This is a genomic window from Micromonospora sp. NPDC005252, assembly GCF_042872475.1.
Lineage (GTDB): Bacteria > Actinomycetota > Actinomycetes > Mycobacteriales > Micromonosporaceae > Micromonospora.
In genome coordinates, this window is the sequence record NZ_JBIAKN010000002.1 from 345904 (window position 1) to 368897 (window position 22994).

Here is a 22994-nt window from a genome sequence, read left to right on the forward strand (position 1 = left end):
TCGGCCGGTTTTTTCTTTTTGGGGGGGGGGGGGGGGCCCGGGGCGGGGGGGGCCGGGGCCCCGGGGGGGGGGGGGGGGGGGGCCGGCCCCCCCCCCCCCGGCCCGCACGGCTCCGGGAACTCCTCAGCGAACGGCGAGTCACCGAACGGCGAGTCAGCGAACGGCGAGCGGCTGCGCGGCCGGGCCGACCGGCGCCGGCAGCGCACCGGCACCACCCAGGTAACCGTGGATCGCGGCGGCCGCCGCGCGCCCCTCGGCGATGGCCCACACGATCAGCGAGGCGCCCCGGTGCATGTCACCGGCGACGAACACGCCGTCGGCTGCGGTCTGCCAGTCGTCGCGGGCGTCGATCGCCCCCCGCGCGTTGCGGGTCACCCCGAACTGCTCCAGCAGCGGCTGCTGCTCGGTGCCCTCGAAACCGATCGCCAACAGCACCAGGTCCGCCGGCAACTCCCGCTCGGAGCCCGGGACGACGGTGACCATCCGCCGGCCGTCGCGCTTCTCGACGGTCACCTCGGCGATCCGCACCGCGCGCACCTGACCGGTGCCGTCGTCCACGAACTCCTGCACCGCCACGGCGAAGACCCGCTCGCCACCCTCCTCGTGCGCCGGGTAGCTGCGCAGGATCCACGGCCAGGTCGGCCACGGGTCCCGGGCCTCGTCGCGCTCGTGCGGCGGCTGCGGGTACAGGTCGAGCTGGTGTACGCCGGCGGCGCCCTGCCGGTGGGCGACGCCGAGGCAGTCGGCCGCCGTGTCCCCGCCACCGATGATCACCACGTGCTTGCCGGCCGCGTCGATCGGGGTGCCGTCCGGCAGCACCGCGCGGGCCGCCCGACCCTCGCCGGTGACCGCCACGCCAGGCCCGCCGCCGGCCGCCGTGGCGACCGCGCGATTCGCCGCGACCAGGTGCGCCATCGCCTGGTGTACGCCCCGCAGCGCCCGCCCCGGGGTCTCCGGGGTGTCCCGGCCCTGCAAGGCCCCGCAGGCCAGCAGCACCGCGTCGTGCTCGGCGCGCAACTGCTCGGCGGTGACGTCGACGCCGACGTTCACGCCGGTGCGAAAGCGCACCCCCTCGGCGGCGAGCTGCGCCAACCGGGCGTCGATGTGCCGCTTCTCCAACTTGAAGTCGGGGATGCCGTACCGGAGGAGGCCGCCGATCGCGTCGTCGCGCTCGTACACCGTCACGGCGTGACCGGCGCGGGCCAGTTGCTGGGCGGCGGCCAGGCCTGCGGGCCCGGAACCGACCACGGCGACCGACCGGCCCGACGGCGCCGGCACCGGGCGCGGGATGAACCCGCGCGCCGCGGCCGCGTCGGCGATCTCCACCTCGACCTGCTTGATGGTGACCGGCTGGCCGCCGGCGATACCCAGCACGCAGGCCGCCTCGCAGGGCGCCGGGCAGAGCCGGCCGGTGAACTCCGGGAAGTTGTTGGTGGCGTGCAGCGACTCCACCGCGGCGTCCCAGTTGCCGGTGCGGACCAGGTCGTTCCAGTCCGGGATGCGATTGCCCAGCGGGCAGCCGTCGTGGCAGAACGGGATGCCGCAGTCCATGCATCGCGTGGCCTGCTCGCGGATGAGTTCCTCGCCGGCCGGCGGGTACACCTCCCGCCAGTCGCTGATCCGCACCGGCACCGGGCGGCGGGCCGGCAGCCGCCGGTCGTAGCGCAGGAAACCGTTCGGGTCAGGCACGTGCCACCTCCTGGGCAGCCACCCGCGGGGCGGGCGGCACCGGCATCGCCGGCACAGCGGGCGCGGTCAGTTCTGTCATGACCGCGTCGTCGACGTCGCGGCCGGCTGCTTCGGCGGCCCGCATGATCTCCAGCACCCGGCGGTAGTCGCGGGGTACCACCGCGGTGAACTCGGACACCGCCTCCGGCCAGCGCTTGAGCAGCTCCTCGGCGACCGCCGACCCGGTCTCGGCCACGTGCCGCTGCACCAGTTCGTGCAGCAGCGTCTGCTCCTGCTCGCCCAGCGGCGCCAGGTCGACCAGTTCCGTGTTGACCCGCGCGGTCTCCAACAGGTGCACGAACGCCGTCCCGCCGGACATGCCGGCGGCGAAGTTGCGGCCGGTCGCGCCGAGCACCACCACCGTGCCGCCGGTCATGTACTCGCAGCCGTGGTCGCCGACGCCCTCGACGACGGCGACCGCGCCGGAGTTGCGGACCGCGAACCGCTCCCCCACCCGGCCGCGCAGGAAGGCCTCGCCCGACGTGGCCCCGTACAGGATGGTGTTGCCGGCGATGATCTGATCCTCCGCGCGCTGCCCCGGCTCGGCGTCGGGGTCGAGGAACGGCGCGGCGGCGTCCGGACGGACGATGAGCCGGCCCCCGGAGAGGCCCTTGCCCACGTAGTCGTTGGCGTCGCCGTGCAGACGCAGCGTCACCCCGCGCGGCAGGAACGCGCCGAACGACTGCCCGGCGGTGCCGTGCAGCACGAACTCGACGGTGTCGTCCGGAAGGCCGCCCCCGCCGAAGCGGCGGGTCACCTCGCCGCCGAGCATCGCGCCGACGCTGCGGTGCTCGTTGCGCACCGCGACCTCGACGCGGACCGGCGCGCCCTCGGACAGCGCCGGCCGGGCGAGCGCGATCAGCTCGTTGTCCAGAGCGTGCTCCAGGCCGTGGTCCTGGGCGCGCACCCCGCGGCGGGCAGCGCCGGCGGGCAGTTCCGGAAGGTGCAGGACGGGTGCCAGGTCGAGCCCGTGGGCCTTCCAGTGCGACACCGCCGGGGCCACGTCGAGCAGTTCGGTCTGCCCGATGGCCTCCTCGATGGACCGGAAGCCCAGCTCGGCCAGGTACCCCCGGACCTCCTCGGCGAGGAACAGGAAGAAGTTCTCCACGAACTCCGGCGTGCCCGTGTACCGCTCGCGCAGCACCGGGTTCTGGGTGGCGATGCCGACCGGGCAGGTGTCCAGGTGACAGACCCGCATCATCACGCAGCCCGAGACGATCAGCGGCGCGGTCGCGAAGCCGAACTCCTCCGCGCCGAGCAGCGCCGCGATCAGCACGTCCCGGCCGGTCTTGAGCTGGCCGTCGACCTGCACGGTGACCCGGTCGCGCAGCTTGTTGAGCAGCAGCGTCTGCTGCGCCTCGGCCAGCCCCAGCTCCCACGGGGTGCCGGCGTGCTTGAGCGAGTTCATCGGGGACGCGCCCGTGCCGCCGTCGTGGCCGGAGATCAGGATGACGTCGGCCTTGAGCTTGGCCACACCGGCGGCGACCGTGCCCACACCCACCTCGCTGACCAGCTTGACGTGCACCCGGGCGGCCGGGTTGACGCACTTCAGGTCGTGCACGAGCTGGGCCAGGTCCTCGATGGAGTAGATGTCGTGGTGCGGCGGCGGCGAGATCAGGCCGACGCCGGGAGTGGCGTGCCGGGTCCGGGCGATCCACGGCCAGACCTTGTTGCCGGGCAGCTGGCCGCCCTCGCCGGGCTTCGCGCCCTGGGCCATCTTGATCTGCAGGTCGTCGGCGTTGACCAGGTATTCGCTGGTGACACCGAACCGGCCGCTGGCGATCTGCTTGACCGAGGAGCGCCGCAGCGGGTCGTGCAGCCGATCGACGTCCTCGCCGCCCTCGCCGGTGTTGGACTTGCCGCCGAGGCGGTTCATCGCGATGGCGAGCGTCTCGTGCGCCTCGGCCGAGATCGAGCCGTACGACATGGCGCCCGTGGCGAACCGCTTGACGATCTCGGTGGCCGGCTCGACCTCCTCGATCGGCACCGCCGGGCGGACCCCGGTGCGCAGGGTGAACAGCCCGCGCAGCGAGCCGGCCTGCGCGGCGAGCGCGTCGACCTTGGCCGTGTACTGGCGGAAGACGTCGTACTGACGGCTGCGGGTGGCGTGCTGGAGCAGGAAGACCGTCTCCGGGTTGAACAGGTGCAGCTCACCCTCGCGGCGCCACTGGTACTCGCCGCCGACCTCCAGCCGGTCGGAGCCGACGGTGCCGGCCGGCGGCCAGGCCAGCGCGTGCCGGGCGGCCACCTCGGCGTGCACACCGGCCAGCCCGACGCCGCCGATCCGGCTCGGGGTGCCCCGGAAGTAGCGGTCGACCAGCCGGGTGTCCAGCCCGACCGCCTCGAAGACCTGCGCACCGCAGTACGACGAGACCGTCGAGATACCCATCTTCGACATGATCTTCAGGACGCCCTTGCCGAGCGCCTTGGCGTAGTTGCGCACCGCGGCCGCGGGCTGCACGCCGGCCAGCGTGCCCGTGGTGATCATGTCCTCCACGGACTCGAACGCCAGGTACGGGTTGACCGCCGCCGCGCCGTACCCGATCAGCACCGCCGCGTGGTGCACCTCTCGGCAGTCGCCGGACTCCACGATCAGCGCCGCCTGGGTGCGCGTCTGCTCCCGCACCAGGTGCTGGTGCACGGCGGCGGTGAGCAGCAGCGACGGGATCGGCGCGAGATCGGCGTTGGAGTCCCGGTCGGAGAGCACCAGGATGCGGACGCCGTCCTCGATGGCCTCGGAGACGTGCCGGCAGATCTCGATCAGTCGCGCCTTGATCCCGGCGGCGCCCTCGCGGATGCGGTACAGCCCGGAGACCCGCACCGCCTTGAAGCCGGGCAGGTCGCCGTCCTCGTCGATGGAGAGGATCTTCGCGAGCTCGTCGTTGTCGATGATCGGGTGCGGCAGCACGATCTGCCGGCAGCTCGCCGCGCCCGGGTCGAGCAGGTTGCCCTCCGGCCCGATCGTCGACGCCAGGCTGGTCACCAGCTCCTCGCGGATGGCGTCCAGCGGCGGGTTGGTGACCTGGGCGAAGAGCTGGTGGAAGTAGTCGTAGAGCAGCCGCGGCCGGGTGGACAGCGGCGAGATCGGGGTGTCCGTGCCCATCGAGCCCAGCGGCTCCGCGCCGGTACGCGCCATCGGCGCGAGCAGGACCTTCAGCTCCTCCTCGGTGTAGCCGAAGGTCTGCTGGCGGCGGCGCACCGAGTCGTGGGTGTAGACGGTGTGCTCACGGGGCGGCAGGTCGTCCAGCTCGATCAGCCCGGCGTGCAGCCACTCGCCGTACGGCTGCGCGGCGGCCAACTCGGACTTGATCTCGTCGTCGTGCACGATCCGCCCGGCCACGGTGTCGACCAGGAACATCCGGCCCGGCTGGAGTCGCCCCTTCGCGACCACGTGAGCGGGGTCCAGGTCGAGCACGCCCGCCTCGGAGCCGAGCACCACGAGGCCGTCGTCGGTCTGCCACCAGCGCCCCGGGCGCAGCCCGTTGCGGTCCAGCACCGCGCCGACGATCTCGCCGTCGGTGAAGGCCACCGACGCCGGACCGTCCCACGGCTCCATGAGGCTGGCGTGAAAGCGGTAGAAGGCACGCTTGGCCGGATCCATCCCGGGGTCGTTCTCCCAGGCCTCGGGGATCATCATGAGGACCGCGTGCGGCAGGCTTCGCCCGGCCAGGTGCAGCAGCTCCAGAACCTCGTCGAAGTTCGCCGAGTCGGAGGCGGCGGGGGTGCAGACCGGGAAGACCCGCCGGATGTTGCCCGGCACGTTCGGCGAGCGCAGGAGCGCCTCGCGGGCCTGCATCCAGTTGCGGTTGCCCCGGATCGTGTTGATCTCGCCGTTGTGGGCGATGAACCGGTACGGGTGCGCCAGCGGCCAGGACGGGAAGGTGTTGGTGGAGAAGCGGGAGTGCACCAGCGCGATCGCGCTCTCCACCCGCTCGTCACGCAGGTCGGGGTAGAACGCCGGCAGCTGGTCGGGCGTCAGCATGCCCTTGTAGACCATGGTGCGGCTGGACAGCGACGGGAAGTACGCCGGCACGCCCCGCTCGGCGGTTTCCCGCTCGGCCTGCTTGCGCAGGCAGAAGGCCACCCGGTCCAGGTCGATGCCGCTCAGGGCGGAACCGGCCGGCCCGGCGGGCGAGTCGGTGAGGCGGTGGGCGGCCACGAAGACCTGCCGCACCCGGGGCATGGCCGCCAGGGCGGTGTCGCCGAGCCCCTGCGGCTCGATCGGCACGTCCCGCCAGCCGAGCAGGTCCGCGCCCTCGACCAGCGCGTACTTCTCGACCACCCGGCGGGCACGGGCCTCGGCAGCGTCGTCGTCGGGCAGGAACACCAGGCCCGTGGCGTACTCGCCGGCCGGTGGCAGCGTGACGTCGGCGACCGCGCGCAGGAACGCGTCCGGGACCTGGATCATGATGCCCGCGCCGTCGCCGGTGTTGGGCTCCGCGCCCCGGGCACCCCGGTGGTCCAGGCGGCAGAGCGCACCGAGCCCGTTGGCGACGACCGCGTGGGACCGTCGGCCGTGCATGTCCGCCACGAAGGCCACCCCGCAGGCGTCGTGCTCCTGCGCCGGGTCGTAGAGGCCCTGGGCGGGCGGATGGGGGCCGGGCGTCGGGGACGCCTGCGGGCTGTGCGGGTGCGGCTGTGTCATGTCCGCGTACGGCTGAGCCACCGGGCCTCCTGTCGTCACTCAGGTTGGATCATGGTGGGGACGACGTCGGCCCGTGGGTCTGTTGAGTCTACGTTAGGGCTGGGGGCACAAGGCCACTCAAGATTGATCACACCGTCCAGAGTCTGGGACGTGTAGTCTCGCGCGGTGGATTCGGTGCACAAGGACATCTTCGACCGGTTGGAACGCTTCTACGACGCCGTGCCCCGCGACGTCGCCGGCGCCGAGGAGCACGGCGGGTTGGTGCTGTTCGTCCGCGAGGGTGCCGGTTGGCCGTTCTACGCCCGGCCCCGGATCGGCGCCACCGAGGCGCCGTCCCTGGCCGACGTGAGCTCGGTGCGGGAGCGCCAGCGGGAGCTGGGCCTTCCGGAGGCCTTCGAGTGGGTGCACGAGACGACCCCGGAGCTGCTGGCGGTGGCCCGCTCGGCGGGGCTGAACGTGCTGGAGGCCCCGCTGATGGTCCTCGACGAGACCGCGCTGCCCGACCCGGCGACGCTGTCCGACGTACCGGTGCGGGTGCTGGCGGCGGACTCGCCCGACTTCGCCGCCGACGTGGCCGCCCGGCGGGCGGTGGCGGCCGTGGCGTTCGGCGCCGCCGGCACCGCGGCCGGCCCGGCCGGGCCGGCCGAGCGCGACGCGGCGGTCACCGAGTTGGAGCTCGCCGCGCTGGATGAGGAGCGGGCCCGGATCGCCGACGGCCGGCGGATCTCCGCGCTGGCCGGGACGCCGACCGAGGGCGCGCTGGCCAGCGGCATGGCGATGCGGGTGGACGACGTCGCGGAGATCGCCGGGGTAGCCACCCTGCCGGCCGCGCGCCGTCGCGGCATGGGCGCCGCGCTGACCGCCACCCTCGCCCGCGAACTGCTCGCCGCCGGCACCGACCTCGTCTTCCTCTCCGCGGGCAGCGAGGAGATCGCACGGGTCTACCTGCGGGTCGGCTTCCGCCGCATCGGCACCGCCTGCATCGCCGAACCCGCCGCCCTGATCCCCTGAACCGCGCGGTTTCCCAGAGCCACGCGGTTTCCCAGAGCCACGCGGTTTCGCATAGCCACGCGGGCGGTCAGGCCGGCGGACGCCACTGCGCCGCGGAGGCGGCGGCGCTGGAGAGCAGCCGCGAGTTGATGGTGCCGAGCGCGGCGTCGCGGGCGCGCAGCGCCAACCGGCCCCGGGTCTGGAGCACCGCCGACATGCGCCGGGTCTGGCGGACCACTGTCGCCGCCCGGGGACGGCGCACCCGGTCGTACGTCTGCACGGCGTCGGGCAGGCGGGCCTCGCGCAGCAGCGAGGCGAGCGTCGCGGCGTCCTCGAAGGCGAGGCAGGCGCCCTGGCCGAGGTGCGGCGGCATGGCGTGCGCCGCGTCGCCGAGCAGCACCACCCCGCCCGGCCCGACTCCGAAGCCGTAGGCGCGGGGCAACGGGCGCAGCTCACGGACCTCCTGCTGCACCAGGTCGCTCGGGTCGGTGGCGTCGAGCAGCGCGGCGATCGGCGCCGGCCAGCCGGCATACCAGCGGCGCAGGAGGGCGAGCTGGGTCTCCGGCGGCTCGGGGCGGGGAGCGCCGGCGGCGGTGGCCACCCAGTAGATGCCACCCCGACTGGAACCGCCCGAGGAGCCACGCTCGCCCAGCGAGGCGGCCACGAACCGGTAGCCCGCGCCGAGAACCTCGCCGGCGATCGGCTGGTCGGCGGGCAGCCGGGGCGCCCGGTACCAGGGGATGACAGCCCGCCAGGCCGCGCAGCCGGAGCTGACCACGCCGGACTCGGGGGCCAGTTGGCGACGGATGACGCTGTCCGTGCCGTCCGCGGCGACCACCAGGTCGGCCTCGATGGTGTGCCGTCCGTCGCTCACACCCGGGCGTTCGCCCGGCTCGACGCGAACGTGGCGCACGGTCACCCCGGTACGCAGCTCGACCCGGTCACCGAGGCCGGCGATCAACGCGTCGTGCAGATCCTCCCGGTGCACCACCACCGGCATCCGGTCGGCCGGCGTCGGCCGGGGTTGCACCAGCCAGTGCCCGTCCGGGCGGCGGACCCCACCGTCGGGCAGCGGGGTGGCGATGGCGGCCAGACCGGCACCGAGGCCGAGGGCCTGCAACGCGCGGACGCCGTTGGGCCAGAGCACCACGGCGGTCGGCTCGGGGCGGACCCGCTCGGCGCGGTCCAGCAGGGTGACCTGCCAACCGGACCGGGCCAGCGCGCCGGCGACCGCGAGGCCTCCGACCCCGGCGCCGACCACCACCGCGCTTCGCATCGGTGCCGCCCCCGCTCAGCTGTCCCGGTCGGCGGGGCGTACGCCGGCGGCGTCGGCCCGGTCCTCGTCGCGCGCCTCGCGCGGGTCATCCGCCGGCCCGTCGGCGCGGGCGCTGGCTGCCTCGTCGTCGGTCGCCTCGTCGTCGAGCGGCTCGGCGCCCTCGGGGCGTACGTCGTCGGCCGCCTCCGGCGGCGCCACGCCGGTGTTCCGCCAGGTGTCGTACTGCTCCTCGCTGACCACCCGGTAACCCTCCGGGGCAGCGGCGCGCGCGCCGGTCTGGCCTTCGGAGACGTCGACCTGGGACAGGTCGGACGTGGTGGGCGGCGTGGGCGTGGCGGCCGGGCCGATCGGGATCAGGTACTCCCGGGGGCCGCGGACCCGCACGAAGTAGATCAACGCGCCGAGGAAGACCAGGGCGGCCGTCCAGACGTTGAGCCGTACGCCGAAGATCTGGTTCGCCTCGTCGGTGCGCATCAGCTCGATCCAGAACCGGCCGGCGGTGTAGCCCATCACGTACAGCGCGAACGCCCGGCCCCGCCCGAGCCGCAACCGCCGGTCCAGGATGAGGACCAGCGCGACCACGCCCAGGTTCCACAGCGCCTCGTAGAGGAACGTCGGGTGGTAGAGGCCGGGTTCGAGGATCGGCTGCCCGGCGTCGTCCCGCAGCGCGTGCCCCGGGTTGTCCGGGTCCATCCGGTGGATCTCCAGGCCCCACGGCAGGGTCGTGCGGCCACCGAACAGCTCGTTGTTGAACCAGTTGCCGAGCCGCCCGACGGCCTGGGCCAGCGGCAGCCCGGGCGCGAGCGCGTCGGCCACCACGCTGAACGGGATGCCCAGCTGGCGGGCGGCGATCCACACGCCGATGGCCCCACCGGCGACGGCGCCCCAGATGCCGAGACCGCCCTCCCAGATGGCGAACGCCTTCATCGGCTCGCCACCGGCGCCGAAGTACTTCTCCGGAGAGGTGATCACGTGGTAGATCCGGGCGCCGATGATGCCGGTCGGCACCGCCCACACGGCGATGTCGAGCACCGCGCCGGGCGCGACGCCGCGCTGACGCAGACGGCGTTCGGTCACCCAGCAGGCCAGCACGATGCCGGCGATGATGCACAGCGCGTACGCCCGGATCGGGACCGGCCCGAGCTGCCATACCGCGGTGCTGGGACTGGGCAGGGCCGCCTGGGGGGACAGCGAGGCGATGGTCACGGGTGCACACGCTACCGCTGCGCACCCCCGCAGCGGCACCCCGGGCCGCCGTGCGCGGATCCCGATGACTTCTGGTTTGCGCCGCCGTACGCTCTTTGTCCATGAGCGCGCTCACCTGGGCGGTCGCCGCGGTCGTCACCGACGCCGCCGGCCGGGTGCTGCTCTGCCGCCAGGGCCGGGGCCAGCGCCGTTACGCGTTGCCCGGCGGCCGGCTGCGCCCGGCGGAGAGCCCGGTGCGGGCGGCGCTGCGCGACATCCGCACCGAGACCGGCTGGGAGATCGACCTGGTCGACCTGGTGGGCGTCTACCACCTCGACGGCCCGACGACGCACACGCGAGCCGGGCGGGCCGGCCCGCTGCCGGACATCCTGGTGCACGTGTTCCGCGCGCGTGTCGCCGAGGGCCGGCCGAGTGCCGACCCGCCGCCGGGCTGCCGGCTGTCCTGGCACGCCCCCGGGGTGCTGCCCGAGGCCGTCACCCCGCTCACCCGGGCGGCCGTCACCGACGGGCTCGCCGGCCGCTCCGGCGTCCTGCGCCGCGTCTCCTGGGCGCTCGACGCCGTCACCCCCACGCCGCCGGGCCGCCCCACCGGGGAGGGCCAACCTGCCACGCAGGCCCGGCCGATCGCGGATCGCGATGAGCGGTCGGGGGCCGGTCAGCCGCCGGAGCAACGCGGCGAGCCGGCAGCGGACCCGTCCCTACTGCCCTGACTCCGCACTGCCGGCAACCTCACTGCCGGACGCCGCACTCACCGCGGCCCGGGCCAGCGGGGGTCACGGGTCGTTGATGCCCGCGCCCTGGGGAGCGCACGCGCCGCAGAGACGTATACCTGTGAGTCATGAACATGACTCACAGGTATACGTCTCTTCAGCGAAAGGCAGGCCCGGCGCTCATGCCGTCCGTCGCACCGGCCGGCCGAACGAAACCACCGGCCAGCCGAACGGGACCAGCGGTGCAGCGCCCAGCGGCCCGAAGGGCCGGCGTCCGGGCCCGGGGGCCGAGGTCAGCGCGCGGGGTTGCGGACGCCCTCGGCGAGTTCGGCGCTGAGGGTGCGCAGCGCGGCCAGCCCCTCGGCCTCCGAGGAGGCGTCGAGCACACAACGGACGAGCGCGCTGCCGACGATCACCCCGTCGGCGTACCCGGCGACGGTGCTGGCCTGCGCTCCGGTGCCCACGCCCAGGCCGACACCGACCGGCAGGTCGGTGACCGCGCGAACCCGCGAGACCAACGTGGGGGCGGCGTCGGACGTCCGCGCCCGAGCGCCGGTCACCCCCATCACGGCGGTGGCGTAGACGAAGCCCCGGCAGTTGTGCACGGTCATCGCCACCCGGGCGTCGGTGGACGACGGCGACACCAGGAAGGTGCGGTCCAGGCCGTGCGCGTCCGAGGCGGCCAGCCACTCGGCAGCCTCGTCGGGGATGAGGTCCGGCGTGATCAGGCCGGTGCCGCCGGCGGCGGCGAGGTCGCGGGCGAACACGTCCACGCCGTACCGCTCGATGGGGTTCCAGTAGGTCATCGTGACGACTGGCGCGCCGGTCGCCGCGACCGCCTCGATGATGCGCAGCGTGTCGGACGTCCGGACGCCGCCGGCCAGCGCGATGTCGCTGGCCTTCTGGATGACCGGGCCGTCCATCACCGGATCCGAGTACGGGATCTCCACCTCGATGACGTCGACGCCGGCCTCGACCATCGCCGTCATGGCCGCGATGCTGCCCTCGACGGTCGGGAACCCGGCCGGCATGCAGCCGACCAGCACGGCCCGCCCGTCGGCCCGGGCCTTGTCGAAGGCCACCCCGATGCGGCTCATCTCAGTGCTCCTTGTCGAGGATGCCGAAGTAGTCCCCGGCGGTGTGCACGTCCTTGTCGCCCCGGCCGGAGAGGTTGACCACGATGGTGGGCTCCCGGCCCAGCTCGGCGGCCAGCTTCGGAGCCAGCGTGACGGTGCCGGCGAGGGCGTGCGCGCTCTCGATCGCCGGGATGATCCCCTCGGTGCGGCAGAGCAGCTCGAACGCGGCCATCGCCTCGGCGTCGGTGACCGGCAGGTAGCTGGCCCGGCCGGTGTCGTGCAGCCAGGCGTGCTCGGGCCCGACGCCCGGGTAGTCCAGGCCCGCGGAGATCGAGTGCGACTCCAGCGTCTGCCCGTCGGCGTCCTGGAGCACGTACGTGCGGGCGCCGTGCAGCACGCCCGCCGACCCGCCGGTGATGCTCGCGGCGTGCCGACTGGTGGTCACCCCGTCGCCGCCGGCCTCGAAGCCGTAGAGCCGCACGTCCTCGTCGGGAACGAAGGCGTGGAAGATGCCCAGCGCGTTGGAGCCGCCGCCGACGCAGGCGGTGACGGCGTCCGGCAGCGCGCCGGTCAGGTCGAGGCACTGCTGGCGGGCCTCGTCACCGATGCCCCGGACGAAGTCACGGACCATCGCCGGGAACGGGTGCGGCCCGGCGGCGGTGCCGATCAGGTAGTGGGTCTCGTCAACGTTCGCCACCCAGTCGCGCATCGCCTCGTTCATCGCGTCCTTGAGCGTGCGCGAGCCGGTGGTGACCGGGACGACCGTGGCGCCGAGCATCCGCATCCGGGCCACGTTGAGCGCCTGCCGCTCGGTGTCGACCTCGCCCATGTAGACCACGCACTCCAGGTCGAACAGGGCGGCGGCGGTCGCGGTGGCGACGCCGTGCTGGCCCGCCCCGGTCTCGGCGATCACCCGGGTCTTGCCCATCCGCTTGGTGAGCAGTGCCTGGCCGAGCACGTTGCGGACCTTGTGGGCGCCGGTGTGGTTGAGGTCCTCACGCTTGAGCAGCACCCGCGCGCCGACCTTCGCGGAGAACCGCCGGGCCTCGTAGAGCAGCGACGGCGTGCCCGCGTAGTCGCGCAGCAGCGCCCCGAACTCGGCCCGGAAGGACTCGTCCGCGATCGCCGTACGCCACGCCCCGTCGAGCTCGTCCAGCGCGGCCACCAGGGCCTCGGGCACGAACCGACCGCCGAAGCGGCCGAAGTGGCCGGCGGAGTCGGGCTGCGAGCCGGCCGCCGGGGCCAGCGCATCGGCGCTCATCGGAAATCCTCTCGGTGGGGCGTCACACCGGCGCGGGTCAGCGCACCGGCCGGGGCGTCGCCGGGTGGTTGCCGGCGTTGACCAGTTCGGCCACCGCCTCGCGTGGGCTCTTCTGGGTGACCAGGCCCTCGCCGACGAGAACCGCGTCCGCGCCCGCGGAGGCGTACCGGATCAGGTCGTGCGGTCCGCGGACGCCGGACTCGGCGATCTTGACGACGCTACTCGGCAGGCCCGGCGCGATCCGCTCGAACACCGACCGATCCACCTGAAGGGTACGCAGGTCACGGGCGTTGACCCCGATCACCTGGGCACCGGCCTCCAGGGCGCGGTCGGCCTCCTCCTCGTCGTGGACCTCGACCAGCGCGGTCATGCCCAGCGACTCGATCCGCTCCAGCAGGCCCATCAGCACGTTCTGCTCAAGGGCGGCCACGATCAGCAGGACCAGGTCGGCGCCGTGCGCGCGCGCCTCGTGCACCTGGTAGCTGGAGACCACGAAGTCCTTGCGCAGCACGGGCACGGTGACCGCGGCCCGGACGGCGGCCAGGTCGTCCAGCGACCCACCGAACCAGCGCCCCTCGGTCAGCACGCTGATCGCCCGCGCCCCGCCCGCCGCGTAGTCGACGGCGAGATCGGCCGGATCGGCGATCTCGGCCAGCCGGCCCTTCGACGGCGAGGAGCGCTTGACCTCGGCGATGACCGCCACGCCGGGCTTACGCAACGCAGCGTAGGCGTCCAGCGGCGGCGGCGCCGCCGCGGCCAGCTCACGGATCCGTTCCAACGGAACCTGTTCCTGGCGTCGGGCGACGTCCTCGCGCACGCCAGCCAGGATCTCGTCGAGCACGCTTACGGACGCTGCCTGACCGGCCTCGTCCCCCTCCGCGTGCGCATGCTCAGCAGTCACCAACGGACTCCCCTCTCCGGGTGTCATGGGCCGATGCTAGGGGCAGCCGACCGACGCCGGGAGCCGGGGGTATGGCGCTGCTCACGAAAAGGGCTGCGGCATAATGGCCGACTTGCCGTGAACGGGATGTCACGCAGCGCCACCTCCGGTATCGACCGCCGTCATACGACGGGGGCCCGGCGGCCCCGGTCGAACCGGGCCGACCCATCGATCATGCCACCGCTTCCGGCTCGCCGCCCGACGACAACGACACCGGTCGATGCTGTGAGCAAGCTCAAGGCCGAACGGCCGGTGCCAGATCGCGGGCCTGGCGGGACAGTTGACCGGGCGGTCACCCCGGCGAAACGTCAGCCGGCCAGCATCGTCCTCGGGCAGACTCGATGACGCGCCTGCCCGACCGTCGCCAACTCCTCGTGCGGGGTGACCAATGAGCATTGCCGAGTCGAACCCGAGCATCGGACTGACCACCATCTCCCGGACCGTGGCGTCACTCGCCGTCGGCGTGGTGCACACCCTGGAGCGGGCCGTCGTCGGCGAGGGCCGGATGCGCACGGCACGCGGCAACGCCTGGGAGGCGGTCTGCGCCGACCGGGCCCGCGCCGACCGACGCGCCGAACTGGACCGCCTGGTGGCCGAACTGACCGCCGCCCGCGCCGTCTCCGCCCGCGCGCAGCGGGAGCGTCAGCCGGTCGGCTGATCAGCCGGCCGTCGGGTCCTCGCCCCGGTCCAACGCGTCCCACGCCTCGGTGGTCCGCCGCCCGGCCATCCGGCCCGGTGGGGCGACCGTCGTGGGCGCACTCTCCGTGACGGTCCGCGTCGGCCGCTCGTACCGGGCGCCCATCGCCGGCCACACGTCGCCCCGCAGCGCCGTCCACCCGCCGCCCACGGCGGCGAGCAGACCGCCGAGCAGGCACAGCGCCGGCCACTGCCGGCTCACCACGCCGTCGAGATCGGCGACCAACCCGTAACCACCACCGGCCGCCACCGCCAGGCCCAGAACGCCCAGCAGCACGCCCAGCAGCCGCCGCACCCAACCCCGGGTGGCCAGCACCGCGCCACCGCCGGCCAGCGTGACCAGCGCCAGCGCCGGCAGCCACGGCAGCAGGGCGGCCCCGCTGCGGGCCTCGCGAACCGGCGGCAGCGGCGCCGGCCGCGCGGTCAGCTCGACCGACCAGCCCCGGGTCGCCGCCCACAGCGCCAGGCCCGCGCCCGCCAGGCAGAGCAGCATGGCGTACGTCAACTGACGCCGACCCCCCGCGCTCACCGGACCAACCTTTCGTTCGCGACTGCGGGGCTCCGCTGCGCTGCACTCCTCGCGCTCACCGGGCCGCCCTCAGCGTTTCCGCCGCGGCGATCGCGGCCAGCACGGCGGCAGCCTTGTCGCGGGTCTCCTGCTCCTCGGCGGCCGGATCCGAGTCGGCGACCACCCCCGCGCCGGCCTGCACGTAGGCGCGGCCGGCACGGATCAGCGCGGTCCGGATGGCGATCGCCATGTCCAGGTCACCACCGAAGCCGAAGTAGCCGACCGTGCCGCCGTAGAGACCGCGGCGGACCGGCTCCAACTCCTCGATGATCTCCATGGCCCGCACCTTGGGCGCCCCGGAGAGCGTCCCGGCCGGGAAGGTCGCGGCGAGCGCGTCGAACGCGGAACAGTCGTCACGCAGAGTGCCGGTCACGGTGGAGACGATGTGCATCACGTGGCTGTACCGCTCGATGGTCGCGAACTCGGGCACCTGGACGCTGCCCGGCTCGCAGACCCGGCCCAGGTCGTTGCGGCCCAGGTCGACGAGCATCACGTGCTCGGCACGCTCCTTGGGGTCGGCGAGCAGCTCGGCGGCGAGCCCGGCGTCCGCCGTCGCGGTGGCACCGCGTGGCCGGGTGCCCGCGATCGGATGCAGCAGCGCCCGGCGCCGCCCGTCCGCACCGGCGGTGACCTTCAGGTGCGCCTCCGGCGACGAGCCGACGATGTCGAACCCGTCGAAGCGCAGCAGGTACATGTACGGGCTGGGGTTGCTGGTGCGCAGCACCCGGTAGACGTCCAGCGGATCGGCGTGCGTCGCCCGCTCGAAGCGCTGGGACAGCACGATCTGGAAGCACTCGCCCGCCCGGATCGCCTCCTTGGCGGCCTCCACCGCCTTCAGGTAGCCACCCTCGGGCGTACGACAGAGAACCTCGTCGGCCGGTGGACGCTCGACCGTGGAGATCATCGGTGGGATGGGTCGGGACAGCGCCGTGGTCATCGCGTCGAGGCGGCCCACCGCGTGGTGGTACGCGGCGGTGACCTGCGCGTCGCGGCCCGGGGTGTCCAGCGGCGGCAGCACCGCGTTGGCGACCAGGATCGCCGAGCCGTCGTAGTGGTCGAGGACCACCAGGTCGGTGGCGAGCATCATGCCCAGCTCGGGCACGCCCAGGTCGTTCTCGGTCAGCTCGGGCAGCCGCTCGAAGCGGCGGACGAGGTCGTAGCCGAGGTAGCCGACCATGCCCCCGGTCAGCGGGGGCAGACCGTCGGACGGGTCCCCGAGCGGGCCGGCGAGCGCCGCGACGGTGTCCCGCAGCACCCGCACCGGGTCGCCGTCGGTGGGCAGCCCGGCGGGCGGCTGGCCGAGCCAGGTCGCCACCCCGTCCCGCTCGATGAGGGTGGCGCTGCTGCGCACGCCGATGAACGAGTACCGCGACCAGGCCATGCCCGCCGAGCCGACGCCCTGCTCGGCCGACTCGAGCAGGAACGTGCCGGGCCCGCCGGCGAGCTTGCGGTAGACACCCACCGGGGTCTCGGCGTCGGCCAGCAGGCGTCGGGTGACCGGCACCACGCGCCAGCGGGCAGCCACGTCGGTGAAGGTGGCCAGGTCGGGGCTCACCGCGCCGTCGGTCATGTGCCGGCCCCCGTCACCGGCAGCTCGGTGAAGAAGCAGGTCCGGTGCCCGGTGTGGCAGGCCGCGCCGACCTGGTCGACGCTGACCAGCAGCGCGTCGCCGTCGCAGTCCAGCGCGACGGAGCGCACGTACTGGTGGTGGCCGGAGGTGGCGCCCTTGACCCAGTACTCCCGGCGGCTGCGCGACCAGTAGGTGGCCCGGCCGGTGGTGAGGGTGCGGTGCAGCGCCTCGTCGTCCATCCAGGCGACCATCAGCACCTCGCCGGAGTCGTGGGCGCGCACCACGGCGGCGACCAGACCGTCGGCGGTGCGGCGCAGCCGGGCCGCGATGGCCGGGTCGAGCCGGGTCGGACGGGCCGGCGTCGACGCCGCCGGGCCGCTCGGATCGCTGGGGACGCCGGTCACCGGCGCGTCAGGTACGGGCACAGTTACCCATTGTCCTGCACGCGGCGCGGGCACCGGCGACGACTCCCGCCGAGGGTTCGGCGGGTGGCCCCCGGGCCGGGCGAGCTGGGCCACGTAGCGGTCCAGCCGGCCGTCGACCAGGGCGTCGGCCAGGTCGGCGCCGGCCGTGTCGGCGATCTCCCCGGCGTACGGGCGGATCAACGGCAGGATCCCGGCGACCAGCCGTACGGCGGCGGCCCAGAGCTGCCCGGTGCCGCCCGGACGCAGCCCGAGGCAGAGCAGCATGTCGTCGCGGTAGCCGGCGGGGGCGACCGGCAGCTCCAGGGCCGCCGCGAACGCCGCCCGCCGGGAGGACACCCGTACCGACGGATTCGCCGGGCGCAGCACCGACGGGCAGAGCCGGGCGAGGTCCGCCACGGCGAGCCGGACCCCGAGGCGGTCGGCGGCGGCCCGGGCGGCGGCGGCCTTGCCGAGCATGGCGATCAGCTCCTCCAGCCGGGGTGGCCCGGCGGGCTGGCAGAGCACCGGCAGGTCGATCCGGGGCCGCCAGTGCGGGTCGGCCCAGAGCAGCCGGGCCGGCGCGGTGACCGGCAGCCCGAACGCCCAGTCGGCCGGTTCGCCGAGCCGGTGCACCCAGGAGCGGACGTCGCGGGCGGCCACCGAGACGTGGGTGACCCGGCCGGCGGTCTCGGCCAGGTACGCGCGGCGGGCGGCATACGGGGAGCCGCCGACCAGCACGTCGAGGTCGACGTCGCTGTGCGCGGTGGCGGCCCGTCGGGCGTGACTGCCGCGCAGCAGGATGCCGACGACCGGCCGCTCAGCGGCGTCCCGCAACCGCGCGGCCCAGTCCTCAAGAAATCCGCTGTGCGGTAACGGAGCGTGACCCACGGCGTCATCGTGCCGTACGCCCGATCAGTACGCAATGCCCGTTGCCGGACCTGCTGTCCGGTCCGAAGCCTACTGCCCGTTGTGATGCTGGGCGCGACGGCGGGCGGTGTCGGGGAAGCGGGCTGTTGCGCGGACGGAGTTATCTCATCTAGCGTTGAGTTCAACAGACGATGAGTTTCTCGGAGGTGCGTGATGGACGACGCGATAACCGTCCGCGACCTGGTGGTCGACCGGGGCGGACGGCGGGTGCTGGACGGCATCAGCTGCGCCGTTCCGCGCGGCGCCGTCACCGGCCTGCTGGGCCCCAGCGGCAGCGGCAAGACCACGTTCATGAGGGCGGTGGTCGGCGTGCAGCTGGTCAGCGCGGGGACGGTCACCGTGCTGGGCCAGCCGGCGGGCGCCCCGGAGCTGCGCAACCGGGTGGGCTACCTCACCCAGGCGCCGAGCGTCTACGCCGACCTGACCGTCCGGGAGAACGCCCGGTACTTCGCGGCCCTGTACGGCCGTGGTCGTGCCGAGGCCGACGAGGCGGTCAGCGCGGTCGGTCTGGCCGAGGCGGCCGGTCAACTGGTCGCCACCCTCTCCGGTGGTCAGCGCAGCCGCGCCTCGCTGGCCTGCGCCCTGGTCGGCGACCCGGAGCTGGTCATCCTCGACGAGCCGACCGTCGGTCAGGACCCGGTGCTGCGGGCCGACCTGTGGGCCCGGTTCCACGCCATGGCCGCCGCCGGCACCACCCTGCTGGTGTCCAGTCACGTGATGGACGAGGCGGCCCGCTGCGACCGGCTGCTGCTGATCCGCCAGGGGCGGCTGATCGCCGACGACAGCCCGGCCGCGATCCGCGCCGCCGCCGGCGTGGACGACCTCGACGAGGCGTTCCTGCGACTGATCAAGGCCGGCGCCACGGACGCGCCGGCCGGACGGGAGGCATCGTGAACCCGCGGATCCTGGCGGCCACCACCGGCCGCATCCTGCGTCAGCTCCGGCACGACCGGCGCACCATCGCGCTGCTCGTGCTGGTGCCGGCCGTCCTGCTCACCCTGGTCTACTTCATGTACGTCGACCAGCCGACCCCGCCGGGGCAGCCGTCGACGTTCGACCGGATCGCCCTGGTGATGCTGGGCATCTTCCCCTTCGTGATCATGTTCCTCGTCACCAGCATCGCGATGCTGCGGGAACGCACCTCCGGCACCCTGGAACGGCTGCTCACCACCCCGCTGGGCAAGCTCGACCTGCTCTTCGGGTACGGCATCGCGTTCGGGCTGGCCGCCGCCGTACAGGCCGCGGTCGCCGCCGGTGTGGCGTACTGGATCTTCGATCTCCGGACCGTCGGAAGCAGCGGTCTGGTGATCGGGATCGCGGTGCTCGACGCGGTGCTCGGCGTCGCCCTCGGCCTGCTGTGCAGCGCCTTCGCCCGCACCGAGTTCCAGGCAGTACAGTTTCTGCCGGTCGTGGTGGTCCCCCAACTGCTGCTCTGTGGGCTGTTCGTGGCCCGCGACCAGATGGCCGGCTGGCTCCAGGCGCTCAGTGACGCCTTCCCCCTGTCGTACGCCATCGAGGCGTTGCAGGAGGTCGGCGCCAACGCCGAGCCGACCGGCACGATGTGGCGGGACGTGGGCGTGGTGCTCGGCGCGGTGGTGCTGGCGCTGGTGCTCGCGGCGGCGACCCTGCGCCGGCGCACCGGCTGACCGACCGGCGGCGACCCGCGCCCCGCGGGTTGCCGCCAGCCGTCGGGCGACCGGCGGCGTCAGCGGACGAACGAAGGGCGGCGATGACGCGGCGGACCGGCCGGCGACCCGGCAACCCGGACACCCGGGAGGCGATCCTCGACGCGGCGCGGGCGGCGTTCGCCGAGCGCGGCTTCGACGCCGCCTCGATCCGCGGCATCGCCGCCACCGCCGGGGTGGACCCGGCGCTGGTGCACCACTACTTCGGCAGCAAGGACCAGCTCTTCCTGGCCGCGATGCAGTTCCCGGTCGATCCCGGCGAGGTGCTACCGACGGTGCTCGCCGGCGACCGGAACGGCATCGGCGAGCGACTGGTGCGGGCGTTCCTCGGCATCTGGGACTCCCCGGCCGGCAGTGCGGGTGTGGCGCTGATGCGTTCCGCTGTGAGCAACGAGTGGACGGCCCGCCTGCTGCGCGAGTTCATCACCACGCAGGTGCTGCGTCGGGTCCTCGACCAGCTCGACGTCGATCCGGCCCAGCTGCCGTTGCGCGGTTCGCTGGTCGCCACCCAGCTGATCGGGCTGGCCATGATGCGGCACGTGGTACGGCTGGAGCCGGTCGCCTCGGCGGACCGGGAGACGCTGGTCGCCATGATCGGCCCGACCATTCAGCGCTACCTCACCGGGCAGTTGCCGACCTAGACCGCCATTTAGCGGGGCGGGCGGGCGTTGGCCGGGCGACGCAGCGGCGGCAGGAGGCGGCTCAGCTCGTCGGGCTCGGCCAGCGGGCACGGGAACGCCAGCCGGACGCGCCGCCGCGCGCCGGGGCGCCCGAGGGCGACCACCAGGCCGTAACGGTCGATGCGCACCACGCGCGGCGGCCCGTCCGGGGTCTGCTCGGTCAACCCGAGCTGCCGGCGCAGGTAGTCGGTCACCTGGTCGGCGTCGCGCTCGGCGAGGTCGGCCAGCAGCAGCGCCTCGAACGGGTGCACCGGGTCCGGCTCGGCCTCGGCGTACTCCCCCGGGTCGATCCGGTGCACGACGCCGGCCCGCTCCCAGCGCACCTCGGCCACCTCGAAGCGGAACAGCCGGAACCGGACGCCCACGTCGAGCAGGTCGCCGGTCGGCTCGACCGCGGCGAAGTCGAGCGCCGCTCGGCGTGCCTCCTCGTCGTGCAGTTCGGCGGCCCAGCCGGAAACCCAGGCCCGCCCGAGCCCGGGAGCGCCGGCCGCGGGCGGCAGGTCGAGGACGTCCAGAACCACTGCGACGTCGGCGCCACCGGCCACCGGCCGCAGCGCGGCGCCCAGGTGGCTGGCCACCGGCACCAGCAGCAGCACCCGGCCGTCGGGATCGGTCACGTGCCGGGCGTGGTGCGGGCCCGGCCGGCGGGCCAGGTGGACGAGACCGGGCAGCCGACCGGCGACGAGGGTACGAACGATCTCGGCGGGGCTGGGCCGCATGGCGCGACCTCCTTAAGAGGTTAGGCTTACCTAACCCGGAGCGTAGAGCACCCGTTCCACGGCGTCCAGCAGCCTGGCACTTCGTTACCGGGTCTGCTCCAACCAGGAGGCGTACAGCAGGCCGTAGACCGAGTCGGCATCGTGCACCAGCTCATCGTGCGGGCCGCGCTGCACGATGCGACCCCGGTCCACCACGATCACCTCGTCGGCAGCCTGCGCGGTGGAGAGCCGGTGCGCGATGGCGAGCGTCGTGCGACCCCGCGTGACGGCGTCCAGGGTGCGTTGCAGCCGCACCTCGGTAGCCGGGTCCACCGCGCTGGTCGCCTCGTCCAGCACCAGCAGGTCCGGATCGGCCACGTACGCCCGGGCCAGCGCGACAAGCTGCCGCTCCCCGACGCTCAACGCCTCGCCACGCTCCCCGACGGGCGTGTCCAGGCCGGCGGGCAGACCGTCCAACCAGTCCGCCAGGCCCAACTCCGTGAACGCGGCGCCGAGCTGCTCGTCGGTCAGCTCCGGCCGGGCGAACCGGACGTTGTCCCCCACCGTCGCGTCGAAGAGGAACCCGTCCTGCGGCACCATCACCACCCGGGAGCGCAGCGAGTCGAACCGCACCTGCGCCAGCGGCACCCCGGACAGCAGCACCGCTCCCGCCGACGGGTCCATCAGGCGGGTGAGCAGCTTCGCGAAGGTCGTCTTGCCGCTGCCCGTCTCGCCGACCACCGCCACCCGGCTCTTCGCCGGGATCTCCAGATCGATGTCGTGCAGCACCGGCGGGCCACCCGGATAGGCGAACCGCACCCCGGCGAACCGGATGTCCAACGGACCAGCCGGCAGGTCCCGTCCCTGCTCCCCCGGGTCCGCCACGTCCGGGGCCACGTCGAGTACGTCCAGCACCCGCCGCCAGCCCGCGATCGCGTTCTGCGCCTCGTTGAGCACCTCGGTGGCGATCTGCACCGGCTGGATGAACAGCGTCACCAGGAAGAGGAAGGCGGTCAGCTGGCCGATCGACAGCGTGCCGTCCACTCCCAACGTCACCCCGAGCACCACCACGCCCGCCAGCGCCAACCCGGCCGCGAGCTCGCCGACCGAACTGCCCACGATGCTGATCCGGATCGCCCGCTGCTGCGCCAGGCGCTGATTGTCGATGGCGTCGTCCAACCGCCGGGCCGTGCGCCCCGCGATGCCGTACGCCCGGATCACCGGCGCGCCCACGACGCTCTCGCCGACCGCGCCCAGCAGCGTGCCGGTGCGCTGACGCACCGTCGCGTACGCCGCGCCGAGGCGACGCTGCAACTGTCGGATGACGAGCACCGCCGGCAGGAACGCCACCAGCACCACCAGGGTCAGCTGCCAGGAGTACGCCAGCATGACGGCCGTCGTCACCACCAGCTGACCCAGGTTGACCAGCAGGATCACCCCACCCCACTGGAGGAACTGGGTGATCTGGTCGACGTCGCTGGTCACCCGCGAGACCAGCGACCCACGCCGCTCCGACTGCTGGTGCAACATCGACAGGTCGTGCACGTGCCGGAACGCCCGCGTCCGCACGTTCGCCAACGCCGTCTCGCTGACCGTGAACAGCCGGCGCATCATCAGGTAGCCGCAGGCCGTGGTGACCACGAGGATCGCCGCGGTGACCGCCACCACCGACCAGACGACGTCGAGGTCCAGACCACCGACGATGCCGCGGTCGATGCCCTGCTGCACCGCGACCGGAACGGCCACCCGGCCCACCATGTAGACAAGGGCCAGGCCCAGCGTGGCGGCCAGGCCGGTCCGCAGCTCCGGGGAGAGCGCCAACCCCCGCCGCAGGGTCTGCCAGGTCGTCTCCGTCCGCGCGTCCCGCTCGTCATTCGTCACCGTCGTACTCACCGGTCTTGCCTTTCGTTCGCGACTGCGGGGCTCCGCTGCGC

18 protein-coding genes and 1 pseudogene are annotated in these 22994 nt (G+C 73.9%); 6 read left to right on the plus strand and 13 right to left on the minus strand.

Annotation, left to right across the window (positions count from 1 at the left end):
• Positions 1-153: 153 nt before the first annotated feature.
• A complete protein-coding gene (locus tag ACFYPH_RS07360) occupies positions 154-1689 on the minus strand; it encodes a glutamate synthase subunit beta (protein ID WP_387179956.1) in 1536 nt (511 codons plus the stop codon).
• Positions 1682-6373, minus strand: coding sequence for a glutamate synthase large subunit (gltB, locus tag ACFYPH_RS07365; protein WP_387180532.1), 4692 nt, complete (start codon positions 6371-6373; stop codon positions 1682-1684). Before gltB ends, ACFYPH_RS07360 begins: the two co-directional genes overlap by 8 nt.
• Positions 6374-6547: 174 nt before the next feature.
• Between gltB and ACFYPH_RS07370 the strand changes: the two genes are divergently transcribed.
• Positions 6548-7384 (plus strand): GNAT family N-acetyltransferase, encoded by an 837-nt coding sequence (locus ACFYPH_RS07370; protein WP_387180535.1) that lies wholly within the window; start codon positions 6548-6550, stop codon positions 7382-7384.
• 67 nt (positions 7385-7451) lie between these two features.
• On the opposite strand, the gene ACFYPH_RS07375 is transcribed toward ACFYPH_RS07370, so the two are convergent.
• On the minus strand, positions 7452-8639 hold the full coding sequence (locus tag ACFYPH_RS07375) for an FAD-dependent monooxygenase (RefSeq protein ID WP_234587996.1): 1188 nt from the start codon (positions 8637-8639) through the stop codon (positions 7452-7454).
• 15 nt (positions 8640-8654) lie between these two features.
• A complete protein-coding gene (lgt, locus tag ACFYPH_RS07380) occupies positions 8655-9845 on the minus strand; it encodes a prolipoprotein diacylglyceryl transferase (RefSeq protein WP_355067202.1) in 1191 nt (396 codons plus the stop codon).
• Between the two features lie 101 nt (positions 9846-9946).
• Between lgt and ACFYPH_RS07385 the strand changes: the two genes are divergently transcribed.
• The gene (locus tag ACFYPH_RS07385) at positions 9947-10555 is read left to right on the plus strand and encodes an NUDIX hydrolase (RefSeq protein WP_387179959.1); all 609 of its coding nucleotides are present in this window, start codon (positions 9947-9949) and stop codon (positions 10553-10555) included.
• A 293-nt stretch (positions 10556-10848) separates the two neighbouring features.
• Here the strand turns inward: ACFYPH_RS07385 and trpA are convergent, their stop codons facing one another.
• The 3 genes from trpA to trpC are packed head-to-tail and all read right to left on the minus strand — an operon-like array spanning position 10849 to position 13733.
• Positions 10849-11652 carry a tryptophan synthase subunit alpha gene (gene trpA, locus ACFYPH_RS07390; protein WP_387179962.1) on the minus strand — a complete coding sequence of 268 codons (804 nt, stop codon included), beginning with the start codon at positions 11650-11652 and terminating at the stop codon, positions 10849-10851.
• A 1-nt stretch (position 11653) separates the two neighbouring features.
• A complete protein-coding gene (gene trpB, locus ACFYPH_RS07395) occupies positions 11654-12892 on the minus strand; it encodes a tryptophan synthase subunit beta (RefSeq protein ID WP_355067205.1) in 1239 nt (412 codons plus the stop codon).
• Between the two features lie 37 nt (positions 12893-12929).
• Positions 12930-13733: an indole-3-glycerol phosphate synthase TrpC gene (gene trpC / locus ACFYPH_RS07400; protein WP_039906616.1), complete on the minus strand. Its 804-nt coding sequence runs from the start codon at positions 13731-13733 to the stop codon at positions 12930-12932.
• A gap of 487 nt (positions 13734-14220) precedes the next feature.
• On the opposite strand from trpC, the gene ACFYPH_RS07405 reads away from it, so the two are divergent.
• A complete protein-coding gene (locus ACFYPH_RS07405) occupies positions 14221-14490 on the plus strand; it encodes a hypothetical protein (protein ID WP_387179965.1) in 270 nt (89 codons plus the stop codon).
• Here the strand turns inward: ACFYPH_RS07405 and ACFYPH_RS07410 are convergent, their stop codons facing one another.
• The 4 genes and pseudogenes from ACFYPH_RS07410 to ACFYPH_RS07425 all read right to left on the minus strand — a co-directional run.
• Positions 14491-15057: a Trp biosynthesis-associated membrane protein gene (locus ACFYPH_RS07410; RefSeq protein WP_387179968.1), complete on the minus strand. Its 567-nt coding sequence runs from the start codon at positions 15055-15057 to the stop codon at positions 14491-14493.
• Positions 15058-15112: 55 nt separating this feature from the next.
• Positions 15113-16666 (minus strand): anthranilate synthase component I, encoded by a 1554-nt coding sequence (locus tag ACFYPH_RS07415; protein ID WP_363939483.1) that lies wholly within the window; start codon positions 16664-16666, stop codon positions 15113-15115.
• Positions 16663-17091: a phosphoribosyl-AMP cyclohydrolase gene (hisI, locus tag ACFYPH_RS07420; RefSeq protein WP_355067229.1), complete on the minus strand. Its 429-nt coding sequence runs from the start codon at positions 17089-17091 to the stop codon at positions 16663-16665. Before hisI ends, ACFYPH_RS07415 begins: the two co-directional genes overlap by 4 nt.
• Positions 17092-17271: 180 nt before the next feature.
• A pseudogene (locus tag ACFYPH_RS07425) lies at positions 17272-17958 on the minus strand (phosphoribosyl-AMP cyclohydrolase); the annotation flags it as partial.
• A 192-nt stretch (positions 17959-18150) separates the two neighbouring features.
• On the opposite strand from ACFYPH_RS07425, the gene ACFYPH_RS07430 reads away from it, so the two are divergent.
• The 3 genes from ACFYPH_RS07430 to ACFYPH_RS07440 all read left to right on the plus strand — a co-directional run bounded on the left by ACFYPH_RS07430 (position 18151) and on the right by ACFYPH_RS07440 (position 20323).
• Positions 18151-18891 (plus strand): ABC transporter ATP-binding protein, encoded by a 741-nt coding sequence (locus ACFYPH_RS07430; protein ID WP_354856172.1) that lies wholly within the window; start codon positions 18151-18153, stop codon positions 18889-18891.
• Complete coding sequence (locus ACFYPH_RS07435) at positions 18888-19643, plus strand: ABC transporter permease (RefSeq protein ID WP_354856171.1); 756 nt, start codon at positions 18888-18890, stop codon at positions 19641-19643. The genes ACFYPH_RS07430 and ACFYPH_RS07435 overlap by 4 nt, the downstream gene beginning before the upstream one ends.
• 83 nt (positions 19644-19726) lie before the next feature.
• Positions 19727-20323 carry a TetR family transcriptional regulator gene (locus ACFYPH_RS07440; protein WP_354856170.1) on the plus strand — a complete coding sequence of 199 codons (597 nt, stop codon included), beginning with the start codon at positions 19727-19729 and terminating at the stop codon, positions 20321-20323.
• Between the two features lie 8 nt (positions 20324-20331).
• On the opposite strand, the gene ACFYPH_RS07445 is transcribed toward ACFYPH_RS07440, so the two are convergent.
• Entirely contained in the window at positions 20332-21081 is a 750-nt protein-coding gene (locus ACFYPH_RS07445) for a DUF2470 domain-containing protein (protein ID WP_387179973.1), read from the minus strand.
• Between the two features lie 84 nt (positions 21082-21165).
• A complete protein-coding gene (locus ACFYPH_RS07450; protein ID WP_387179976.1) occupies positions 21166-22953 on the minus strand; it encodes an ABC transporter ATP-binding protein in 1788 nt (595 codons plus the stop codon).
• Between the last annotated feature and the right edge of the window lie 41 nt (positions 22954-22994).

Coding starts and splice junctions, on each gene's coding strand:
- gltB (WP_387180532.1), bottom strand. CDS start 6,373: ATGACACAGCCGCACCCGCACAGCCCGCAGGCGTCCCCGACGCCCGGC.
- ACFYPH_RS07375 (WP_234587996.1), bottom strand. CDS start 8,639: ATGCGAAGCGCGGTGGTGGTCGGCGCCGGGGTCGGAGGCCTCGCGGTC.
- ACFYPH_RS07385 (WP_387179959.1), top strand. CDS start 9,947: ATGAGCGCGCTCACCTGGGCGGTCGCCGCGGTCGTCACCGACGCCGCC.
- trpA (WP_387179962.1), bottom strand. CDS start 11,652: ATGAGCCGCATCGGGGTGGCCTTCGACAAGGCCCGGGCCGACGGGCGG.
- trpB (WP_355067205.1), bottom strand. CDS start 12,892: ATGAGCGCCGATGCGCTGGCCCCGGCGGCCGGCTCGCAGCCCGACTCC.
- ACFYPH_RS07405 (WP_387179965.1), top strand. CDS start 14,221: ATGAGCATTGCCGAGTCGAACCCGAGCATCGGACTGACCACCATCTCC.
- ACFYPH_RS07415 (WP_363939483.1), bottom strand. CDS start 16,666: ATGACCGACGGCGCGGTGAGCCCCGACCTGGCCACCTTCACCGACGTG.
- ACFYPH_RS07430 (WP_354856172.1), top strand. CDS start 18,151: ATGGACGACGCGATAACCGTCCGCGACCTGGTGGTCGACCGGGGCGGA.
- ACFYPH_RS07440 (WP_354856170.1), top strand. CDS start 19,727: ATGACGCGGCGGACCGGCCGGCGACCCGGCAACCCGGACACCCGGGAG.
- ACFYPH_RS07445 (WP_387179973.1), bottom strand. CDS start 21,081: ATGCGGCCCAGCCCCGCCGAGATCGTTCGTACCCTCGTCGCCGGTCGG.